The 17,260-nt window shown below is 67.7% G+C and carries 14 protein-coding genes; 4 read left to right on the plus strand and 10 right to left on the minus strand.

Annotation, left to right across the window (positions count from 1 at the left end; genetic code table 11):
* Positions 1-139: 139 nt before the first annotated feature.
* The gene (locus tag AB0H36_RS43370; protein ID WP_360537160.1) at positions 140-907 is read right to left on the minus strand and encodes a phytanoyl-CoA dioxygenase family protein; all 768 of its coding nucleotides are present in this window, start codon (positions 905-907) and stop codon (positions 140-142) included.
* 187 nt (positions 908-1,094) lie between these two features.
* The gene (locus AB0H36_RS43375) at positions 1,095-2,645 is read right to left on the minus strand and encodes a GMC oxidoreductase (protein WP_360537162.1); all 1,551 of its coding nucleotides are present in this window, start codon (positions 2,643-2,645) and stop codon (positions 1,095-1,097) included.
* Between AB0H36_RS43375 and AB0H36_RS43380 the strand changes: the two genes are divergently transcribed.
* Both AB0H36_RS43380 and AB0H36_RS43385 read left to right on the plus strand, forming a co-directional pair.
* Positions 2,595-3,719: a histidine kinase gene (locus tag AB0H36_RS43380; protein WP_360537164.1), complete on the plus strand. Its 1,125-nt coding sequence runs from the start codon at positions 2,595-2,597 to the stop codon at positions 3,717-3,719. The two genes, AB0H36_RS43375 and AB0H36_RS43380, sit on opposite strands and share 51 nt — an antisense overlap.
* Positions 3,712-4,353, plus strand: a complete 642-nt coding sequence (locus AB0H36_RS43385) for a response regulator transcription factor (protein ID WP_360537167.1) — start codon at positions 3,712-3,714, stop codon at positions 4,351-4,353. The genes AB0H36_RS43380 and AB0H36_RS43385 overlap by 8 nt, the downstream gene beginning before the upstream one ends.
* On the opposite strand, the gene AB0H36_RS43390 is transcribed toward AB0H36_RS43385, so the two are convergent.
* The gene (locus AB0H36_RS43390; protein ID WP_360537169.1) at positions 4,350-5,345 is read right to left on the minus strand and encodes an endonuclease/exonuclease/phosphatase family protein; all 996 of its coding nucleotides are present in this window, start codon (positions 5,343-5,345) and stop codon (positions 4,350-4,352) included. The genes AB0H36_RS43385 and AB0H36_RS43390 overlap by 4 nt on opposite strands.
* 106 nt (positions 5,346-5,451) lie before the next feature.
* Between AB0H36_RS43390 and AB0H36_RS43395 the strand changes: the two genes are divergently transcribed.
* The gene (locus tag AB0H36_RS43395; protein WP_360537171.1) at positions 5,452-6,111 is read left to right on the plus strand and encodes a hypothetical protein; all 660 of its coding nucleotides are present in this window, start codon (positions 5,452-5,454) and stop codon (positions 6,109-6,111) included.
* 406 nt (positions 6,112-6,517) lie between these two features.
* Here AB0H36_RS43395 and AB0H36_RS43400 read toward each other — a convergent pair whose 3' ends face one another.
* From AB0H36_RS43400 to AB0H36_RS43425, 6 genes are all read right to left on the minus strand, one after another.
* Positions 6,518-7,528 (minus strand): iron-siderophore ABC transporter substrate-binding protein, encoded by a 1,011-nt coding sequence (locus AB0H36_RS43400; protein WP_360537218.1) that lies wholly within the window; start codon positions 7,526-7,528, stop codon positions 6,518-6,520.
* A 31-nt stretch (positions 7,529-7,559) separates the two neighbouring features.
* Positions 7,560-9,851 carry a glycoside hydrolase family 95 protein gene (locus AB0H36_RS43405; RefSeq protein WP_360537173.1) on the minus strand — a complete coding sequence of 764 codons (2,292 nt, stop codon included), beginning with the start codon at positions 9,849-9,851 and terminating at the stop codon, positions 7,560-7,562.
* A gap of 5 nt (positions 9,852-9,856) precedes the next feature.
* A complete protein-coding gene (locus AB0H36_RS43410; RefSeq protein ID WP_360537175.1) occupies positions 9,857-11,497 on the minus strand; it encodes an ABC transporter substrate-binding protein in 1,641 nt (546 codons plus the stop codon).
* Between the two features lie 42 nt (positions 11,498-11,539).
* The gene (locus tag AB0H36_RS43415) at positions 11,540-12,481 is read right to left on the minus strand and encodes a carbohydrate ABC transporter permease (RefSeq protein ID WP_360537177.1); all 942 of its coding nucleotides are present in this window, start codon (positions 12,479-12,481) and stop codon (positions 11,540-11,542) included.
* The gene (locus tag AB0H36_RS43420) at positions 12,478-13,473 is read right to left on the minus strand and encodes an ABC transporter permease subunit (RefSeq protein ID WP_360537179.1); all 996 of its coding nucleotides are present in this window, start codon (positions 13,471-13,473) and stop codon (positions 12,478-12,480) included. The genes AB0H36_RS43415 and AB0H36_RS43420 overlap by 4 nt, the downstream gene beginning before the upstream one ends.
* Before the next feature lie 404 nt (positions 13,474-13,877).
* On the minus strand, positions 13,878-14,615 hold the full coding sequence (locus tag AB0H36_RS43425) for an SDR family oxidoreductase (protein WP_360537181.1): 738 nt from the start codon (positions 14,613-14,615) through the stop codon (positions 13,878-13,880).
* 328 nt (positions 14,616-14,943) lie between these two features.
* Here AB0H36_RS43425 and AB0H36_RS43430 point away from each other — a divergent pair, with 328 nt between their 5' ends.
* Complete coding sequence (locus AB0H36_RS43430; RefSeq protein WP_360537183.1) at positions 14,944-16,200, plus strand: MFS transporter; 1,257 nt, start codon at positions 14,944-14,946, stop codon at positions 16,198-16,200.
* Here AB0H36_RS43430 and AB0H36_RS43435 read toward each other — a convergent pair.
* Entirely contained in the window at positions 16,184-17,176 is a 993-nt protein-coding gene (locus tag AB0H36_RS43435; RefSeq protein ID WP_360537185.1) for a TerC/Alx family metal homeostasis membrane protein, read from the minus strand. The two genes, AB0H36_RS43430 and AB0H36_RS43435, sit on opposite strands and share 17 nt — an antisense overlap.
* Positions 17,177-17,260: the final 84 nt, after the last annotated feature.

The following is a 17,260-nucleotide window of genomic DNA, read 5'->3' on the forward strand; positions in this document are numbered from 1 at the left end:
GTGTGCCATTTGTTGCGCCATTACTCGGGGCGGTAGTGCCCCCAGCTCAGTAAGCCCGCGGGTACGCCGCCCCCCTCGCCGCACCCCCGGCCCCCCGCGCGGTCGACGAAACGGTCCGCGGAAGCGACGGACTCCAGGGTCAAGAAGCGCTCCTGCCGGTCGGGTCGACTCCTCGCAGCATCATGCCCTGACCGAGCGAGTGGTCGTGGGTCTTGACCGTCGGCGGGTCTCCCGGGTCGCGGTACTGGACCAGCCAGGTGGTCCGCGCCTCGTCGCTCACGTTCACCCCGGACCCGTGCACGGTCAGGTAGGTGAAGAACAGTACGTCGCCCGCCTCGGCCGGCTGCGGTGTCGCCGACTCGAACGGTACGTCGGGCAGGTGGAACGAGCCCTCCGGGTCGTGCTCGCGCGGCCCGTCCTTGTGGCTGCCGGGGATCACCCGCACGCAGCCCTTCTCCTCCGGCGCGTCGTCGAAGTGGAAGATCGCCGCACCGACGCGGTGGTACTTGTGCGGGAAGAACGGGTAGTCCTGGTGCAGCGGGAACGGCGACCCGTTCTCCGGCGGCTTCACGAACAGCTTGGTGTGATGCAGTTGCACGCCGTCGACACCCATCACCGCAGCGGCCACGTCGGTGAACCGCGGGTCCACCAGCAGCCGCGAGAAGGCAGCGTCGTAGAACTGTGCGTCGTGCAGGTGCTGCAATCGGGTCGCACCGTCGGACAGGCCCATCGCCGACTTCCAGGTCGGGTCGTCCTTGCGGTTCAGCTGGGCCAGCAGGTCGTGGCTGCGCTGCCGGTAGTAGGCCGCTTCTTCCTTGCTGAGCAGGCCTTTCACGAGCACGAACCCGTCCTCGGCATACTGCTGAGCGAGCGTGGACAGATCCGCGCCGCTGGATGTGATCGTCATCTCGAAGTCCTCCTGATCGGGTACTTCGAGCCTAGGAAAGTCGGCGCCGGGACGGCAGGACCGCCCCGGACGCCGATGTTCGTCAAACGGACACGAACCCCCAGGCCATCACAATTCCCTGCCGGCGCGCCGACTGAGCGGGCGCTGGCGCCCGTAGGCGTAGTTGTGATGGCCTGGCGGTCCGCAGTCAGAGCCCGAGTTGCCCCAGCCGGACGCTGATCCGCGGATCCGTGGACACCACAGGGGAGCTCGAGTGCACCCACGGGTCACCGTCGAAGTAGGTCTGGAAGATCTTCTCCGCCGTCCGCGTCGCCAGCGCCTGCGCCGTCAGCGTCGGGTTCGGCCCGCCGAGCCCGTTCGACAGGGCGGAGTTGTCGGCCACGAACAGCCGCTTCACCGCCCGGGTCTCACCGCGCGGGTCGAGGACCGAGTTCCGCGCCGACGATCCCATCCGCATCGACGACTGGACGTGCAGGATCAGCGGCGCCCAGTCGATCCGGTACACCTTGCGAGCGCCCGCGCCACGCAGCAGCTCAGCCGCCTTCCGGGCCATGAACTCCCGGTTCCGCAGCGTCCGCGGGGTCCGTTGCCGCTGCTTGAAGGTGACCTTCGGGATCGGCCCGTTCTCGTCCGCGGGCAGCGCCGAGAGGGTGACCCGGTTCGGCGCCTCGACGTCGTCGTCGGTGATCACCAGCACGCTGAGCAGCCGGTCCAGGCCGTGTGACAGCACCTCCTTGAGCTCCGGTCCCATCACCCGCCCGGCCGGCCCGTCCCACGGTCCGCCGCGTCCGCGCCCGTTCTTGTACTGACCGCGGATCCCGCTGTCCGACAGCGTTGCGGAGAAGGCCATCAGTGCGGGTGGCAGGCCGACGTTCTCCAGGCCGCCGTACGGCGGATAGTCGAGCCGGGCACTCGAGCCGACGCCCTTCGGGTTGCCGGTGTAGTCGTCGAAGACCCCGAAAACCCAGTCGAAGAAGTGGTCGGTGTAACCGCGGCCGACCCAGCCGTTCGGGTTCGGCAGGCCGCTGTTGAACCACAGCCGCGGGTTCTCGGTGCAGCCGCCGGACATCACCACGACGCGAGCGTCCTCGCGATGCTCCGCTCCCCCGGACCGCCACGTGACCCCGGTCGCGGTCAGTACGCCGTGCCGCTTCTCGGCGTGGACCCGGGTGACGAAGGCGTCCGCGATCAGCTCGACCGGACGACCGCCACGCGACCACACCTCGGCGGTGAGCGCCATCGGCACGTAGCTGTTGTCCGTCGACCGCTTGGCGAACTGGTTGCGTGGGGCACCGTTCGGCCGCATGCAGCCCTGGAAGCAGTACCCGCAGAAAGTGCACCCGGTCGCCTTCGGATAGACCAGCAGGTCCGAATTCGACGTCTTCCCGGCCGTCCCGCCCGGCTGCAGGATCGCGTTCTCCTGCGGCCGGTACGACGGCCGGTGCGTAGTCTTCGTGGTCTGCACCGGCAGCCCGAGCGTCTCGGCGCCGCGGAAGAACGTCTGCTCCTTGTGCCCCATCGCGGCCGTCATCACCGGCATGGTGGCTTCGACCCACTCGAAGTACGGCACCAGCTCGCCGTAGGTGAACGGGAAGCGGTGGTTGACGTCGTACCCGGACTTGTCGGCTCCGTCGTACCCTCGAAGACGCCCGGGTACGCGCGCGGGTAGTTGCCGTAGAAGTGCTGCGTGGTGCCGCCGGCCCCGGACAGCTGCCAGACGAAGGAGTTCTGCGGCCACGTTGCGGTCGCTGTGCTGTCGACCTCCCGGCCGGCTGAACCGTGGGCCTGGTTCGTGCTCGGCGGCGGCTTCGCCTTCTTCGTGGCCGGCACCCTCCTGATGACGGTGCGTCCGGGCCTGGCCTTCGGCCTGCTCATGTCCGTTGCCGTCAGCAACGCCCTGATCGCCGGGATGGAAGGCTCGAACGCCCTCGTCCTGGTCCTCGTCGCCGTGGCGGACGTCGCGGTGATGGACTTCCGTCGGCGCGACGACTCGGCCGGCTGCCGGAACAGCAATCGGCCGATCGTCGGGGCCGGTACCGGCGTCGTCATTGCTTTCGCTCTGTCGGCCGCGTGGTTCGACCAGCCGGACAGCTGGTACTTCAGCCAACTGCTGTGGACCGCGGTGCTGGCCGCGTTCGGCCTGAACCGGCGGCAGTACGAGATCCAGGTCCGGCAGACCGAGCAACTGCTGGAGCAGACGCGCCGCGCGCAGAGCCAGCAGTCCCGTGCGGCAGCACTGGAGGAGCGCGGACGGATCGCTCGCGATCTCCATGACGTGCTCGCCCACTCGCTCGGCGCGCTCAGTGTGCAACTCGAGTTGGCCGAGGCACTGCTGGACGAACGGGACGACAGAACGGCTGCCCTCGACCACATCCGGCGCTCGCGACGACTCGCCGTACAAGGGTTGAGTGAGGCGCGGAACGCGGTGGCTGCGTTGCGGGCGGACGACGTACCGGAGGTGCCGCAGGCGCTTGCGGCGCTGGCGGAGCAGCACGAGGCGGATCACGGGGTCGCCGTCCGGGCGACTGTGGAAGGTACGGCGCAGACCGAGTCGGGTGTCACGGTCGCGCTGTTGAACGCGGCCCGGGAGGCGCTGACGAACGCGGCGAAGCACTCGCCCGGACAGCGCGTCGACGTGGAGCTCAGGTACCAGGACGGCGTACGGCTGACGGTGCGGAACAAGGGTGTGACGGCCGGGGAAGGGTTCGGGCTGGCGGGGATGCGGGAGCGGCTGGCCCTGGTCGGTGGGACGCTGACGGCGGGTCCGGACGGGGACGACTGGCTGGTGGTCGCGGAGGTGCCTGATGAGTGATGTGATCCGGGTGGTCGTGGCCGACGACCAGCAGGTGGTCCGGGAGGGGCTGGTCGCGCTGCTCGGCCTGCTGGACGGGATCGAGGTCACCGGCGCGGCCGCGGACGGGGTCGAGGCCGTCGATCTCGTTGCTCAGGGCAACGTGGATGTGGTGCTGATGGACCTCAGGATGCCGGTCCTCGACGGGGTCCAGGCGACGGCCCGGATCACGGCCGGATTCCCGGACGTCGCCGTCCTGGTGCTGACGACGTACGCCGACGACGACTCGATCGCGACTGCGCTGCGCGCCGGCGCCCGCGGGTATCTCACCAAGGACGCGGGCCGCGCCGAGATCGGGGCGGCGCTCCGGTCGACCGCGGCCGGCCAGTCCACGTTCGACCCAGAGGTGTCCCGGCGGCTGGTCGCCGGGCTGAGCCCCGGCCGGGCCAAGGAGTCCGACGGCCTCACCGCCCGGGAGACCGAAGTACTGCGCTTGATCGCGCAGGGATTGAGCAACCCGGAGATCGCCGGGCGGCTCTACATCAGCGAGGCGACCGTGAAGACGCACATCAACAACACCTTCGCCAAGATCGGCGCCCGGCACCGCGCGGAAGCCGTCCGCTACGCGTACCGCAAAGGTATCGCCGACAGCTAGACGCGGAGCTCGGCGACGACCGGGCGGTGGTCGCTGCCGGTGTTGCTCATCACCCAGGCCTTCGTCGGGGTGACGCCGCGCACCATGATGTGGTCGATCCGCGCCATCGGGAACTTGGCCGGCCAGGTGAACCCGAACCCGTAGCCCGCCGCGCCCTGGGCCGACCGCAGTCCGGCGGTCAACGGGGCCAGGCTGCGGTCGGTCGCCGTACCGTTGAAGTCGCCCATCACGACCACGCCGGCCAGTTTCTCGTCGGCGATCTGCCGGCCGAGCGCCTTGATCGTGTCGTTGCGCTGGTCCGAGGTGAATCCGCTCGCTCCGACCCGGACCGAGGCGAGGTGGGCGACGTACACCGCGACCTTGCCCTCCGGCGTGCTGACCTCCGCGCGCAGCGCCCGGGTCCACTTGAAGCCGACGTCGACCGACGTGCTCTCCTCGACAGGGAACTTCGACCACAGCGCGACCGTGTCCCGGGAGACCTCGTACGGATAGTCCTTGGCGAACGCGGCCTTGTAGATCTTCATGTCCGCCGCAGTGATCTCCTCCAGCGCCATCACGTCGGCGTCGGCCTTCAGCAGGTCCTGCGCGGTCCGCTGCGGATCCGGGTTGGCCGCGTCGACGTTGTGCGACAGCACCCGCAGGTCGTGCGCGCCTCCACCCTTGCCCGGGATCAGCAGGTTGCCGAACATCAGGCCCCACACGACGATGGGCAGCAGCAACGCGACTCCGGCCGTGGCGGACCGGCGTACCAGCGCGGCGACGGCCAGGATCGGTACGGCGAGGCCGACCCAGGGCAGGAAGGTGTCGAGCAGGCTGCCGAGGTTGCCGACCGAGTTCGGCACCCAGCGGTGGAACAGCAGCGGCAGGACGGACAGCACCGCAAGGAACGCGATCAGCCAGCCGCGGCGCCACATGCTGCTCTTCTGGCGCCGACGGGCTGTGCTGCGCGTCGGCGGCTTCCGGGAGGCGACGGCGGTCTGGCGGTCCGGCATGCAGCGATTCTTGCGGACGGCCGCGCCGTACCAAAGTCCGCGTCCGGTCCTGGAGCCCTTTTCATCCCTATGGACGAGTGGTACGGACCGAAATGATTAGGGTTGTGTGAGGGTGCTGGTGCGTACGGCGGATGCGCCCGACAATGCCGGTATGCCGCCCGAGCAGACCACGCAGCCGTTCGTCGTCAAGCGCCGCGGCCTCGGCACTACCAAGACCGCGCTCTACCTCGGCACGCTGCTGTTCGGGCTGATGGTGCTGCTCACTGCGCTCGTGGTGGTGGCTCAACTGGTCAAGGGTGAATCGGTCCGCGAGCCGCTGGAATCCATCTGGCTGTCCTGGGGCGGGATGCCGTTGATCTTCGCAGTCGGGTTGCCGGTGCTGCTGCTGGTCGGCGCCGTGACCGCGTTCGAGGAGTCCCGCGAGGCCGACGACGAGGACGTGCTGCTGACGATCGACGAGAGCGGGATCTACCTCGGCGGCGAGCAGCCGCGGACGATTCCGTGGGCGGACGTCCGCGGCGTCTGCCGGATCGAACGGCACGAGGTGAACCCCGACGGCGGCGAGTGGTGGGCGCCGTACCTCGTCGTCCTCCTGCACGACGCCGACCCCCTCCCCCACAACCCGAAGTCCTGGGGCCCCTCCTGTCCCTGGCCCGGCACCTTCGAAATCCTAGGCCGCGAACTCCCGTACGACGACCTAGCCACAGCGGTAGCCCGCTACGCCCCCCACATCCAGGTGACCAACCGAGGCCGAGTCCCGAACTAACCCCGGCGGAGAACGCCGCCGCGGGGAGTCGATCGCACGCGACACAGAAGCCTCCAGACCGCACCAGGCTGGCTGTTGTGGTCGCCTACCGCGGCGGACGACGCCGCGCGGAGAGCCGGGGACAAACGGACAGGTAGTGCACCGGCGGGACGCCGTACACACTGACCCGAACGCGCTCAACCGCACTACCGGCGGCTCCGCACTACCTGTTGAAATGCACGCCCTCCCGTCTCGCCGCCACCGCAGACTCACCCACGGCCCGGCCTTGAGACCCCGACGCGGGGGTCGAACGCACGCGACGCAGGAGTGTGCAGCCGCGGGCGGTAGCCCGCAGGAGGTTCGGGTGGGTGGGAGCGCGCGTAGCAGGTGCGACAGAGGAGTGCCTGCGTAGCACGCGAGGTGCCTATTACCCCTTGGGGCCGAGCAGCTTCTCGAGGTCGGTGAGGACGTCCATGGCGCCGAGCGGGCCGAGGCCGAGGAACCAGACCTCGTCGTCGACGCGGGCGACCTGGCCGGCCTTGACGGCGGGCAGCGCCTTCCAGAGGTTGCCGTTGACAACGACGTTCTCGGCGGTGGTCTCCGGCTTGCCGTAGCTGGAGTAGAAGATCCAGTCCCCGGTCGCCTGCCCGATGTTCTCCTGCGACACCTCGACCGCGAGGTCCTGGACGTCCTGGATCTTCGGCCGCGGCAGCCCGATGTCCTTCAGGATCACGCCGATGAACGACAGGTTGCCGTAGAGCCGGATCTCGGCCGGCCGGAACCGGACCAGCGAGATCGTCGGCGTCCCCTGCACCTTCGACTTCACCTCGTCGGCGCGCTTCTGGTAGTCGTTCAGGATCCCGGTGGCCTTGTCCTCCTCGCCGACCGAGTCCGCGACCAGCAGGAAGTTCTCCTTCCACGGGAACCCGGGCCGGATGCTGAACACCGTCGGCGCGATCGCGCTGAGCTTGTCGTACAGGTCGTTGGCCCGCAGCTTGCTGCCCAGGATCAGGTCCGGCTTCAGCGCCGCGATCGCCTCCAGGTTCAGCTCGCTGATCCCGCCGACGGTCTTGATCCCCTGCGCCTTGTCCGCCAGGTACGACGGAACGCCCGCCTGGCCCGCGGTCGTTGCCATCCCGACCGGCGTGATGCCGAGCGCGAGCACGTCGTCGAGCTCACCGCTGTCCAGCACCACGACCCGCTCGGGCCTCTTCTCCAGCTTGGTCTCGCCGAGCGCGTGCTTCACGGTCCGCGGGAAGGCGCCCGGTTGCGCGTCCGACCCCAGCTTGGCGGTCTCCTCGTCGGCGGTCTTGAACAACCGCCCGCCGGTCGCCACCTCGGTGTCGCCGACGCCGGTGTCGGCGGATCCGCTGTCATTGCTTCCACCACACCCGGCCAGCACCAGCAGGGCGGCCGTAACGGCTATTACGATGCGCATTTTCACGGACGTGAGGATACAACAACTTTGGTTAGGCAGTCCTAACCAGGTCCATCTTCTGACCAACCTCCAGCGAGACTGTCCGTTCCCCGGACGGCAGGGCGATCCGGTACGTACCGGACTGAGCCGCCACCACCGACGCAGCGACCAGAACCCCGCCCCGCCAGCTGACGTCGAACACCAGCCCGCCACGAGCCCGGAGACCGCGGAACGAGCCGTCCGGCCAGTCGGCCGGAAGCGCGGGCAGCAGCCGGATGGTGTCCGTGTGGCTCTGAATGAGGAGCTCGGGGATGCAGCCGGTCATGCCGAAGTTGGCGTCGATCTGGAAGATGGCGCCGTCCCGGTGCAACAGGTTGTCCGAGACCAGACGGCTCAGGTAGTCCTGGATCACCGCGGACGCCTTCTCCGGCTCGAGCAACCGCGCCCAGAGCGCCACGAGCCACGCGGCCGTCCAGCCCCCGTTCGTCGCGCCCTTGGTCCGCAGCTCAAGCGAAGCACCTGCAGCTGCGGCCCACTCCGGCGTACGCGTCGGGTCGATCTCGGCGCCCGGGTACAGGCCGTACAGATGCGACTGGTGACGGTGGTCGGTCTCCGACGGTTGCCAGTCCGTCGGCCATTCGAGCAGCCGGCCGTCGGGCGTCGTACCGATCTCCGGAAGGCGTTCGCGGGCTTGGCGCGCACGTGCTGCGAGATCGCTGCCCAGGTCCAGCGCGGCCTCGGCTTCCAGCAGGTTGGCGAACAGTTCGCGGATGAGCCAGATGTCGTACGTCGAGGTGAGATCGACCGATGCCTTGTCGCCGGAAGGCAGGACGAAGTGGTGTTCCGGCGCGGTCGACGGGATGAACTGCAGTCGCCCGTCCTGATCCTCGACGAGCATCGCCAGCACGAACTCGGCCGCACCGGCGATCAGCGGATAGGCGCGATTGCGCAGGAACTCCAGGTCCAACTGGAACCGGTAGTGCTCCATCAAGTGTGCGGTCAGCCAGACACCACAGGTCGCGCACATCGCCCATACCGGGTCGTCGCCGCCTTCGCCGACCGGCCAGGTCGCACGCCAGATGTCGGCGTTGTGGTGCGACACCCAGCCCGGGGCGTCGTACAGGATCCGGGCGGTTTCCGCACCCGACTCGGCGAGGCCCTCGATCAGGTCGGTGAGTGGGTCGAAGCACTCCCCCAGGCCGGTGAGGTCGGCGGGCCAGTAGTTCATCTGGGTGTTGATGTTGTTGGTCCAGTCGCTGGCCCACATCGGCCGGCGGTCCTGGTTCCAGATGCCTTGCAGGTTGGCCGCCTGCGTCCCGGGGCGAGAGGACGCCATCAGCAGGTACCGGCCGAAGTTGAACGTGAGCGCGACCAGATCCGGATCGGTCCCGCCGGCCGCGACCGCCCTGATCCGCTCGTCTGTCGGTAGATCGCGCGATTCACCGAACTGAAGCTCAGCTCGCTCGTACAGCGCGGTGTGATCGTCGACGTGCCGCTCCCGCACCTTCTCCAGGCTGACGTTGCCGAACACGTCGGTGGCCTCGCGCAACGCCACCAGCGGATCCCGTCCCGGCGGCACCTTCCACCCGGCGAACGTGCTTGCCGCCGACAACAACACCGTCAAGCTGTCGGCCCCGCGGACGCTCACGCCCGCCTCGCTCACCACCGCAGTTCCACCAGCGTTGTGGACCTGCAGCGCGACACCGAAGCCGATCCCGCGCCCCTCCTCGTAGCGGATCGGGTCCGGACTCTGCCGGTACTCGATCGTGAGATCCGACGGCGCGTGCCCGACGACTCCATAGGTGCCGTCGGCAGCCTCCGCCCGGATCGGGTGCTGACTGGTCAGCTCCAGGTCGAGGTCGATCGACCCCGGCCGGTCGGCGGTGATCGTCCACACCATCACCTGGTCCGGTGTGGACACGTACGTCTCCCGGCGGAACCGCACGCCGTCGACCGTGTATTCGACGGCGGCGGTCCCCGTACGGAGGTCCAGGCTCCGCCGGTAGTCCTCCAGTTCCTGCGGTTCACCAGCTGTCCGGATCAGCAGGTCGGCGAGCGGTTGGTACGACTCGACCAGCGGCCCCTGCAGGGCCCGGGTCCGTTCCGTCGCCGCCAGCTGATCACGCTCGTCCAGCAACAGCCGCCGTACGTCGGCCAGCGCCTGCGGACCGTCCGTCACGGTCAGCGTGCGCGGGCCGTCGCCCGACCAGACGTCGTCGAGGTTGAGCGCGATCCGCTCCTCGCCGACCCGGCCGAACACCTTGGCGCCGAGGTGCCCATTGCCGAGCGGCAACGCCTCGAACCAGTCCGGCGCGGCAGTGGTGAACCACAGTTCGTGGGACATAGGAGTTACTTGCTCCCGGACTTGTACTTGTCGTAGGCCTCTTGCTGGATCTGCAGGTACCTGGTCATCCCGGTGCTGTCCAGACCCTTCACGTAGGCGTCCCACTCGGCGTCGATGTTCTTCGACCCGGCGATGAAGGCCAGCTGGTTCTGGTTCACGTAGCTGTTCAGGTTGGTCTGCAGGGTGGCGAGCTCACCGCTGAGGCTCGGGTCCGGCCAGACCGAGGTCTGCGGGAACCACTGCGCCTTGTCCTCCTTGCCCTCGTACAGCTTGGTCGCCTGGAACAGCCGCCGCTCGAGGCCGGCGCCGGTGTAGATGTCGGCCGGCACGACCTGGGCGTTGCGGTAGGCCAGCGTGTTGTTGTACTGCCCGAGCGCACCCCAGTTGATGTTCTTCGGCGCGTCCTGCTTCGGCTTGTACAGCGGCTTGACCTTGTCGTCGAGCGCGATGTCACCCGGTCCGGGCTTGGTCCAGCCGACGTTCTCCGGGCCCATGTTGGTGATCATCTGGCCCTCGTCGGTGTAGATCCAGTCCAGCATCTTGATCGCCGCGACCTGTGCCTCCTTGCTGGCCTTGTTGGTCAGCATGAAGGTGTAGCCGGTCGACGTCGGGTAGTTCAGGCCGGTGTAGCTCTTGCCCTCCGGCCCGGTCAGCGGCGGCACCGCGTCGTACTGCTTGTCCCGGCCGTCCTTGGAGTCGAGCTGGACGAAGATGCCCGGCCAGAGCACCGGCACCGAGCCGAGTACGACTGCCTTCGGGTTGTTGCCCTGGGCCTGCAGCGCCTGCGCGTTCTGGGTGAACGCGGCCTGGTCGATCAGGCCTTCCTTGTAGAGGGAGTTGATGTACTTCAGTCCCTCCTTCCACGCCGCCGACGTGACCGGCGTGACGACCTTGTCGCCGTCGAGCGTGACCAGCGACCGGACGCCGTTGTTCGCGCCGACCGGGTCGTAGGCGAACGCGTTCATCAGGTACGCGATCAGGCTGCTGTCCTGGACGTCGGTGGTCATCGGGATCTCGTCGGCCTTGCCGTTGCCGTTCGGGTCCTGGGTCTTGAAGGCGGTGAGCACCTTGCGCAGGTCCTCGGTCGTCTTCGGCATCTGCAGGCCGAGCTTCTTCAGCCAGGCGCTGTTGATCCACAGTTTGTCCGGGTAGGTGCAGTGGTAGCAGTCGGCCCACTGCGGCAGCGCGTAGATGTGCCCGTCCGGCGCGGTCGACATCTCCTTGTAGGTCTTGTTGGAGTCCAGCGCCTTCTGGATGTTCGGCGCGTTCTCCTTGATCAGGTCCTCCAGCGGTACGGCGACGCCCTGCTGGCCGAGCTTGAGCACCTCGGCCTGGGTGAACGCGTCGACCCACGGGATCAGGAAGAACAGGTCCGGGTAGTCGCCGGAGGCGAGCGCGATCTGCCGCTTCTCCTTGGCCGGGCCGGCGTCGTAAGTGGTGTTCTGCCAGCGGAACTGGATCTTGAACTTGTCGCTCATGATCTTGGTGACCTGGTTGGTGTCCAGGTTCGTGTTCTGGTCGGCCGGGGTGAAGGTGTCGATGACGACCTTGCCGTCGGCCGTCGTCTCGTTCGCCGCCCCCTGCGCCGACTTGTCCGAGCTGCACGCCGCGAGGGCGAGCGTGCCGGCCACTGCCAGAGCGGCCATTTTGCTCACGGTTGAGCGCATTTCCAGTGTTCCCTTCTTGGTTTAACCCTTGACCGCGCCGACCATCACGCCCTTGGTGAAGTGGCGGGCGACGAACGGGTAGATGATCAGTACGGGCAGGCTCGAGATGACGATGAGCGCGTACTTGAGGACATTGGCCAGCTGTTGCTGTTCGAGCTGCTGGGCCAGGTTCTGGGTGGTCGAGCCACCGGTGACGGTGTTCAGGATCAGGACGTTCCGCAGCACGATCTGCAGCGGGTACAGGCTCGGGTCCTTCAGGTAGACCAGGGCGTCGAAGTAGCTGTTCCACTGGAAGATCGCGTACATCAGCGCGATCACCGCGATCACCGGCTTCGACAGCGGCAGCACGATCGACCACAGGAACCGCAGGTCGCTCGCCCCGTCGATGGTGGCCGCCTCGTACAGCTCGTCCGGGATGGTCGAGCGGAAGAAGGTGCGCGCGATGATCACCTGCCAGACGCCGATCGCGCTCGGGATCACCATCGCCCACCGGGTGTTCAGCATGCCCAGGTCCTGCACCACCAGGTAGGTGGGGATCAGGCCGCCGGAGAACAGCATGGTGAAGATCAGCAGGCTCATGATCACGTTGCGGCCGAAGAAGGTACGGCGCGACAACGGGTACGCGATCGCGATCGTCAAGGTGACGCTGATCAGCGTGCCGCCGGCGGCATAGATGAACGAGTTCAGGTAGCCCTGCATGATCTGCGGGTCGCCGAACGCCACCTTGTACGCCTGCAGACTCGGCTCGACCGGCCAGAGCAGCACCCGGCCGGCGCTCACCGCGGACGCGCTGCTGAACGAGTTCGCGACGATGTAGACGATCGGCACCAGCACCAGGACCAGCGCGATCCACAGCATCACCTTGATGCCGACGAGGAAGATCTTGTCGGTCCGGGTCTCCGCGATCACGGTCGACTCGGGGCGTTCCGTCGTACGGCGGAATCCCTGCATGGAAATGGTCATGACCAGAGTCCGTTTCCGGTGATGCGCTTGGCGGCGAAGTTCACGCCGAGCAGCAGGAACAGGTTGATCACCGAGTTGAACAGCCCGATCGCCGTCGCCATGCTGAAGTCGGCGTTCAGCAGGCCGGTCTTGTAGACGTAGGTGGCGATGATCTCGGACTGGGCCAGGTTCAGCGGGTTCTGCAGCAGGAACGCCTTCTCGAACCCGATCGACATGATGTTGCCGACGCCGAGCACCAGAATGATCACCGCGGTCGGCATGATGCCCGGCAGGTCCACGTGCCAGATCCGCTGCAGCCGGCTGGCCCCGTCGATCTTGGCCGACTCGTGCAACGCCGGGTCGATCCCGGCCAGCGCGGCCAGGTAGATCACGGCCGAGTACCCGGTGGTCTGCCAGACGTCGGACCAGACGTAGATGTGCCGGAAGTAGTCCGGATTGCCGAGGAAGTCGACCGCCGGCACCCCGAACAGCCCGATCGCGTCGTTGACGAAGCCGAGCCGCGGCGACAGCACCAGGATCGTCATCGAGACGACCACCACGGTCGAGATGAAGTACGGCGCGTAGGTGACCAGCTGGACGGTCTTCTTGAACCGGCCGTTGCGGATCTCGTTCAGCGCGATGGCCAGGATGATCGGGATCGGGAAGCTGGCCAGCACCGTGTACGCGGCCAGGATGAAGGTGTTCTTGACCAGCGTCCAGAACACCGGGTTGGCGAAGAACAGCTCGAAGTTGCGGAACCCGACCCACTCGCTGCCCCACGGGCCCTTGACCGGGCTGTAGTTCTTGAACGCGATCACCGCGTTCGCGATCGGGATGTACTTGAAGATGACGAAGTACGCGAGCGGGACGAGCACCAGCAGGTACAGCTGCCAGTGCCGGCGCAGGCTGCGCCGGGCCTGGGTGCGGCGGCTCGCGCGTGGTAAGCGGGCGGGTTTCACCGCCTCGGGGCGGACCGGCCTGGGCGGCGCCGCCGGCTTCAGTGTTGTGCTCACTCCCCATCCTTTCCAACCCGATATCCGATAGGATCCCGGGCTCTACTTCCGGGAGGATGACACAGAACCCGCAGTAGTGGAAGAGCCGCGCCGGGCCCGAGACCAGATGTTGACCGAACGCCCGGAACACCTTGTTTACAAGGGATTCCTTAAGTTGCCCCCAGCAACCGATACCCAGAGAACGCCAGCTGATCCGATGGCCACGCCACCGGATCCGGGCACACCACAGTCCAGCCCGAAGTCGCTCTGAGCCACCGACCCCGGACCGGGTTCTATTTTATTTCCTCTGTGAACTATGTCGCAGTCAACCCGTCCCCGGCATGTCCTGTCAAGACCCGACACGGCCCGGCACGAAGCCTCGGCTGCCGCATCAGTGGGCGGCAGCCGAGGCGTCGCAAAGCGTTCTAGTCCACGACCGCGCCGCACGACAGGTTGAGTACGGCGCCGGTGATCGGGCCGGCGTGGTCGGAGGCGGCGAAGGCGGCGGTAGCTCCGACTTCGGCCATCCGGGGCAGGCGGCGCAGTGCGGTGCCCTTGATGAGGTGGTCGAGGCCGTCGTCGGGGATGTTCCACTCGGGGTGCGTGTCCGGGGTGAAGTTCGGGCGCAGGGCGACGACGCGGACGCCGTACCGGCCGACCTCGCCGGCGAGTGCGCGGGTCAGGCACTCGATGGACGCGCAGGCCAGGCTGAAGCCGCCCATCTCGAAGTCGGCGCCGGACTCACGCGCGGCCGATGACGACAGCATCATGATCACGCCGCCGCGCTGCGCGATCATCCGGCGGGCGACCGCCGTCGAGGTGATGAAGTTGGTCCGCGCCGCGTCCTCGACCGGCTGGACGAAGTCGTCCACCGAGAGGTCGACGAGCGGCACGTTCTGCTTCACCCGCACGCTGACCGCGTTGAACACGATGTCGATCCGGCCCTCGATCGACGCGACGTGCTCGTTGACCGCGTCGGCGTCGTACGCGTCGACGACGGCGACCGAGGCGGCGTCGATCTCGGCGGCGACCTTCTCCAGCTTGGCCAGGGTCCGCCCGGCCAGGTGCACCCGCGCGCCCTCCGCAGCGAACGCCCGGGCGATCGCGCCGCCCATCGCGCCGCCGCCGCCGTACACGATCGCCGTCTTGTCCTGGAGCAACATGGTGGTTTCCTCTCCTCGGGGTCTGCAGGAGCGACGGAGCCACCATCCGATTCTCGACATCGGACGCGAAAAACCTGACCCGACCATCACGGGGGAACGGCCGGGCCAGGCACTTCGATGGTACCTCCGATCACCAGCAGTGGCCGGAAAATTCGCGGGCGGACTCGCCGGATCTTCCCTACCCTGAGGCCATGCAACGTCGCTCCTGAAAGCGCACCTCCCGCCGCTCGCCCACACCGGGCGGGCCGCCGTCGTGCGTCACGTCACGCGTTGACCTCGCGAGGTCACGCTTGGTCATGCCCGCACACGTTTTCGGGAGCCATCCACGATGTTTCTTCCTGCCTACCGCTCCGCCGACCCGGTCCGGACGTACTGCGCCTACACCGGCACCTGGGCGTTCTTCGGCGCGCTGACGTTCACGCTCAGCATGGTGTACTACGTCCGCGACGCCGGCCTGGACCCGCTCCAGATGGTTCTGGTCGGGACCACTCTCGAGCTCGCCTGCTTCCTGTTCGAGGTGCCGACCGGCATCGTCGCCGACCTGTACAGCCGCCGGCTGTCGATCATCATCGGCGTCGTCCTGATAGGGGCCGGTTTCCTGCTGCAGGGCCTGGTGCCGTCGTTCCTGGCGATCCTGGCCGCCCAGGTGCTCTGGGGCGTCGGCTACACGTTCACCTCCGGCGCCGACCAGGCCTGGATCACCGACGAGATCGGCGCCGACCGGACCGCCCACGTATTCGTCCGCGGCCAGCAGGTCGGCCTGGCCGCGACGATCGCCGGCACGATCAGCGCCGGCGCGCTCGGCCTGATCAGCCTGCCGCTGCCGATGACGCTGTCCGGCGCCGGGATGATCCTGCTCGGGCTGGCGCTGGCGGTGTTCATGCGCGAGGACAACTTCCACCGGGCGCCGAAGGCCGAGCGCGAGACCTTCCGGCAACTGGCCGAGACCCTCAAGCACGGACTCGAGGTCGCGCGACGGCGTCCCGTCGTACGCACGCTGGTGCTGATCAGCCTGATCTCCGGGCTGTCCAGCGAGGCGTTCGACCGGTTGTGGTCGGTGAAGATCCTGGACTTCAGCTTCCCGACGGTCTTCGGCACGTCGGACCCGGCGTTCTGGTTCACGGTGCTCGCCCTGGTCGGCACGTTGCTGTCGTTGATCACGTCGGTGGTGCTGAACAGGTTGTCGCCGGTGCGGTTGAGTTCGGCCCATCCGAACGGCGTACTTGCGATCCTCAGCATGGTGCAGGTCGCCGGCGTGATCGCGTTCGCCCTGCTCGACCACCTCTGGCTGGCGCTGGCCGCGATGTGGTTGCGCACGATCACCGGCACGCTCGCCGCACCGATCGAGGCCGCCTGGCTGAACCGGCACGTCGACTCCCGGTCCCGCGCGACCGTGATCTCGATGGTGTCGCAGGCCAACGCGATCGGCCAGGTCGTCGGCGGTCCGCCACTCGGCGCCGTCGGCCGTACGTCGTTGCGCACGGCCCTGCTCGCCTCCGGCCTGATCCTCACCCCGATCCCTGCGCTCTACCTTCGGCAGCGCGCGGACCGCCGTACCGAGGTCGAGGTCAGTCGTCGATCCTGACCTTGACCTCGACCCGGCGGCGTTCGTACGACGACTTGATCAAGCTGGCGACCGTGGTCACGAACAGGGTGCCGGCGATGAAGCCGAGCGAGGTCAGGATGCCGATGTGCGGCAGGTGGATCGCGCCGATGTCGTCGATGTGCGAACCGTGCAGCGCCTCGACGATCAGCTTCACGCCGATGAACGCGAGAATCACCGACAGCCCGACGTTCAGGTAGATGATCCGCTCCAGCAGCCCGCCGATCAGGAAGTACAGCTGGCGCAGGCCCATCAGCGCGAACGCGTTGGCGGTCAGCACGATGTAGGCGTCCTGGGTGAGCCCGAAGATCGCCGGGATCGAGTCGAGCGCAAAGATCACGTTCGCCATCCCGATCGCGGAGATCACGATCACCAGCGGCGTCACCATCCGCCGGCCGTCGACACGGGTCGTCAGCTTGGCCCCGTCGTAGTCGTGCGACAGCGGCAGGATCCGGCGCATCCCCCGCAGTACGGCGTTCTCCTGGAAGTCCGACTCGTCGTTGTCGCCCTCGAGCGCCAGCCGCACGGCGGTGTACACGAGGAACGCGCCGAAGATGTAGAACACCCAGCTCGCCGCCGCGATCGCCGCCGCCCCCGCCAGGATGAACACCGCCCGCAGCACCATCGACACCACGATGCCGACGTACAGCACCTTGTCCTGCGCCAGACCCGGTACGGCGAACCGCGCCATGATGATCACGAACACGAACAGGTTGTCGACACTCAGGCTGTACTCGGTGATGTACCCGGCAACGAACTCACCGCCCGTCGTCCCCGCCCCCGGGCTGAACAAAAACAATCCGACCGCGAACAACGCCGCCAGCCCGACGTAGAACAGCACCCACCGGGTCGCGTCCTTGATCGTCACGGCGTGATCGCGCCTGGCGATCACGATCAGGTCGAAGGCGACGATTGCCAACAATCCGACAATCGTGAGAACCCAGACGACAGGGGGCATGACAGAGACCATGACGAACCTCCGGACGACGGCGTGCAGCTTGGTCCGGAGGTCTCTTCCGCCCGGACGACGCCCAGGCCGGCA

Origin of the sequence: Kribbella sp. NPDC050820, assembly GCF_040653975.1 — a bacterium.
Lineage (GTDB): Bacteria > Actinomycetota > Actinomycetes > Propionibacteriales > Kribbellaceae > Kribbella.

What these genes read in the sequence shown, in the direction of transcription:
- AB0H36_RS43370 (WP_360537160.1), bottom strand. Translation starts at nt 907, where the DNA reads ATGACGATCACATCCAGCGGCGCGGATCTGTCCACGCTCGCTCAGCAG.
- AB0H36_RS43385 (WP_360537167.1), top strand. Translation starts at nt 3,712, where the DNA reads ATGAGTGATGTGATCCGGGTGGTCGTGGCCGACGACCAGCAGGTGGTC.
- AB0H36_RS43390 (WP_360537169.1), bottom strand. Translation starts at nt 5,345, where the DNA reads ATGCCGGACCGCCAGACCGCCGTCGCCTCCCGGAAGCCGCCGACGCGC.
- AB0H36_RS43400 (WP_360537218.1), bottom strand. Translation starts at nt 7,528, where the DNA reads ATGCGCATCGTAATAGCCGTTACGGCCGCCCTGCTGGTGCTGGCCGGG.
- AB0H36_RS43405 (WP_360537173.1), bottom strand. Translation starts at nt 9,851, where the DNA reads ATGTCCCACGAACTGTGGTTCACCACTGCCGCGCCGGACTGGTTCGAG.
- AB0H36_RS43410 (WP_360537175.1), bottom strand. Translation starts at nt 11,497, where the DNA reads ATGGCCGCTCTGGCAGTGGCCGGCACGCTCGCCCTCGCGGCGTGCAGC.
- AB0H36_RS43415 (WP_360537177.1), bottom strand. Translation starts at nt 12,481, where the DNA reads ATGACCATTTCCATGCAGGGATTCCGCCGTACGACGGAACGCCCCGAG.
- AB0H36_RS43425 (WP_360537181.1), bottom strand. Translation starts at nt 14,615, where the DNA reads ATGTTGCTCCAGGACAAGACGGCGATCGTGTACGGCGGCGGCGGCGCG.
- AB0H36_RS43430 (WP_360537183.1), top strand. Translation starts at nt 14,944, where the DNA reads ATGTTTCTTCCTGCCTACCGCTCCGCCGACCCGGTCCGGACGTACTGC.
- AB0H36_RS43435 (WP_360537185.1), bottom strand. Translation starts at nt 17,176, where the DNA reads ATGCCCCCTGTCGTCTGGGTTCTCACGATTGTCGGATTGTTGGCAATC.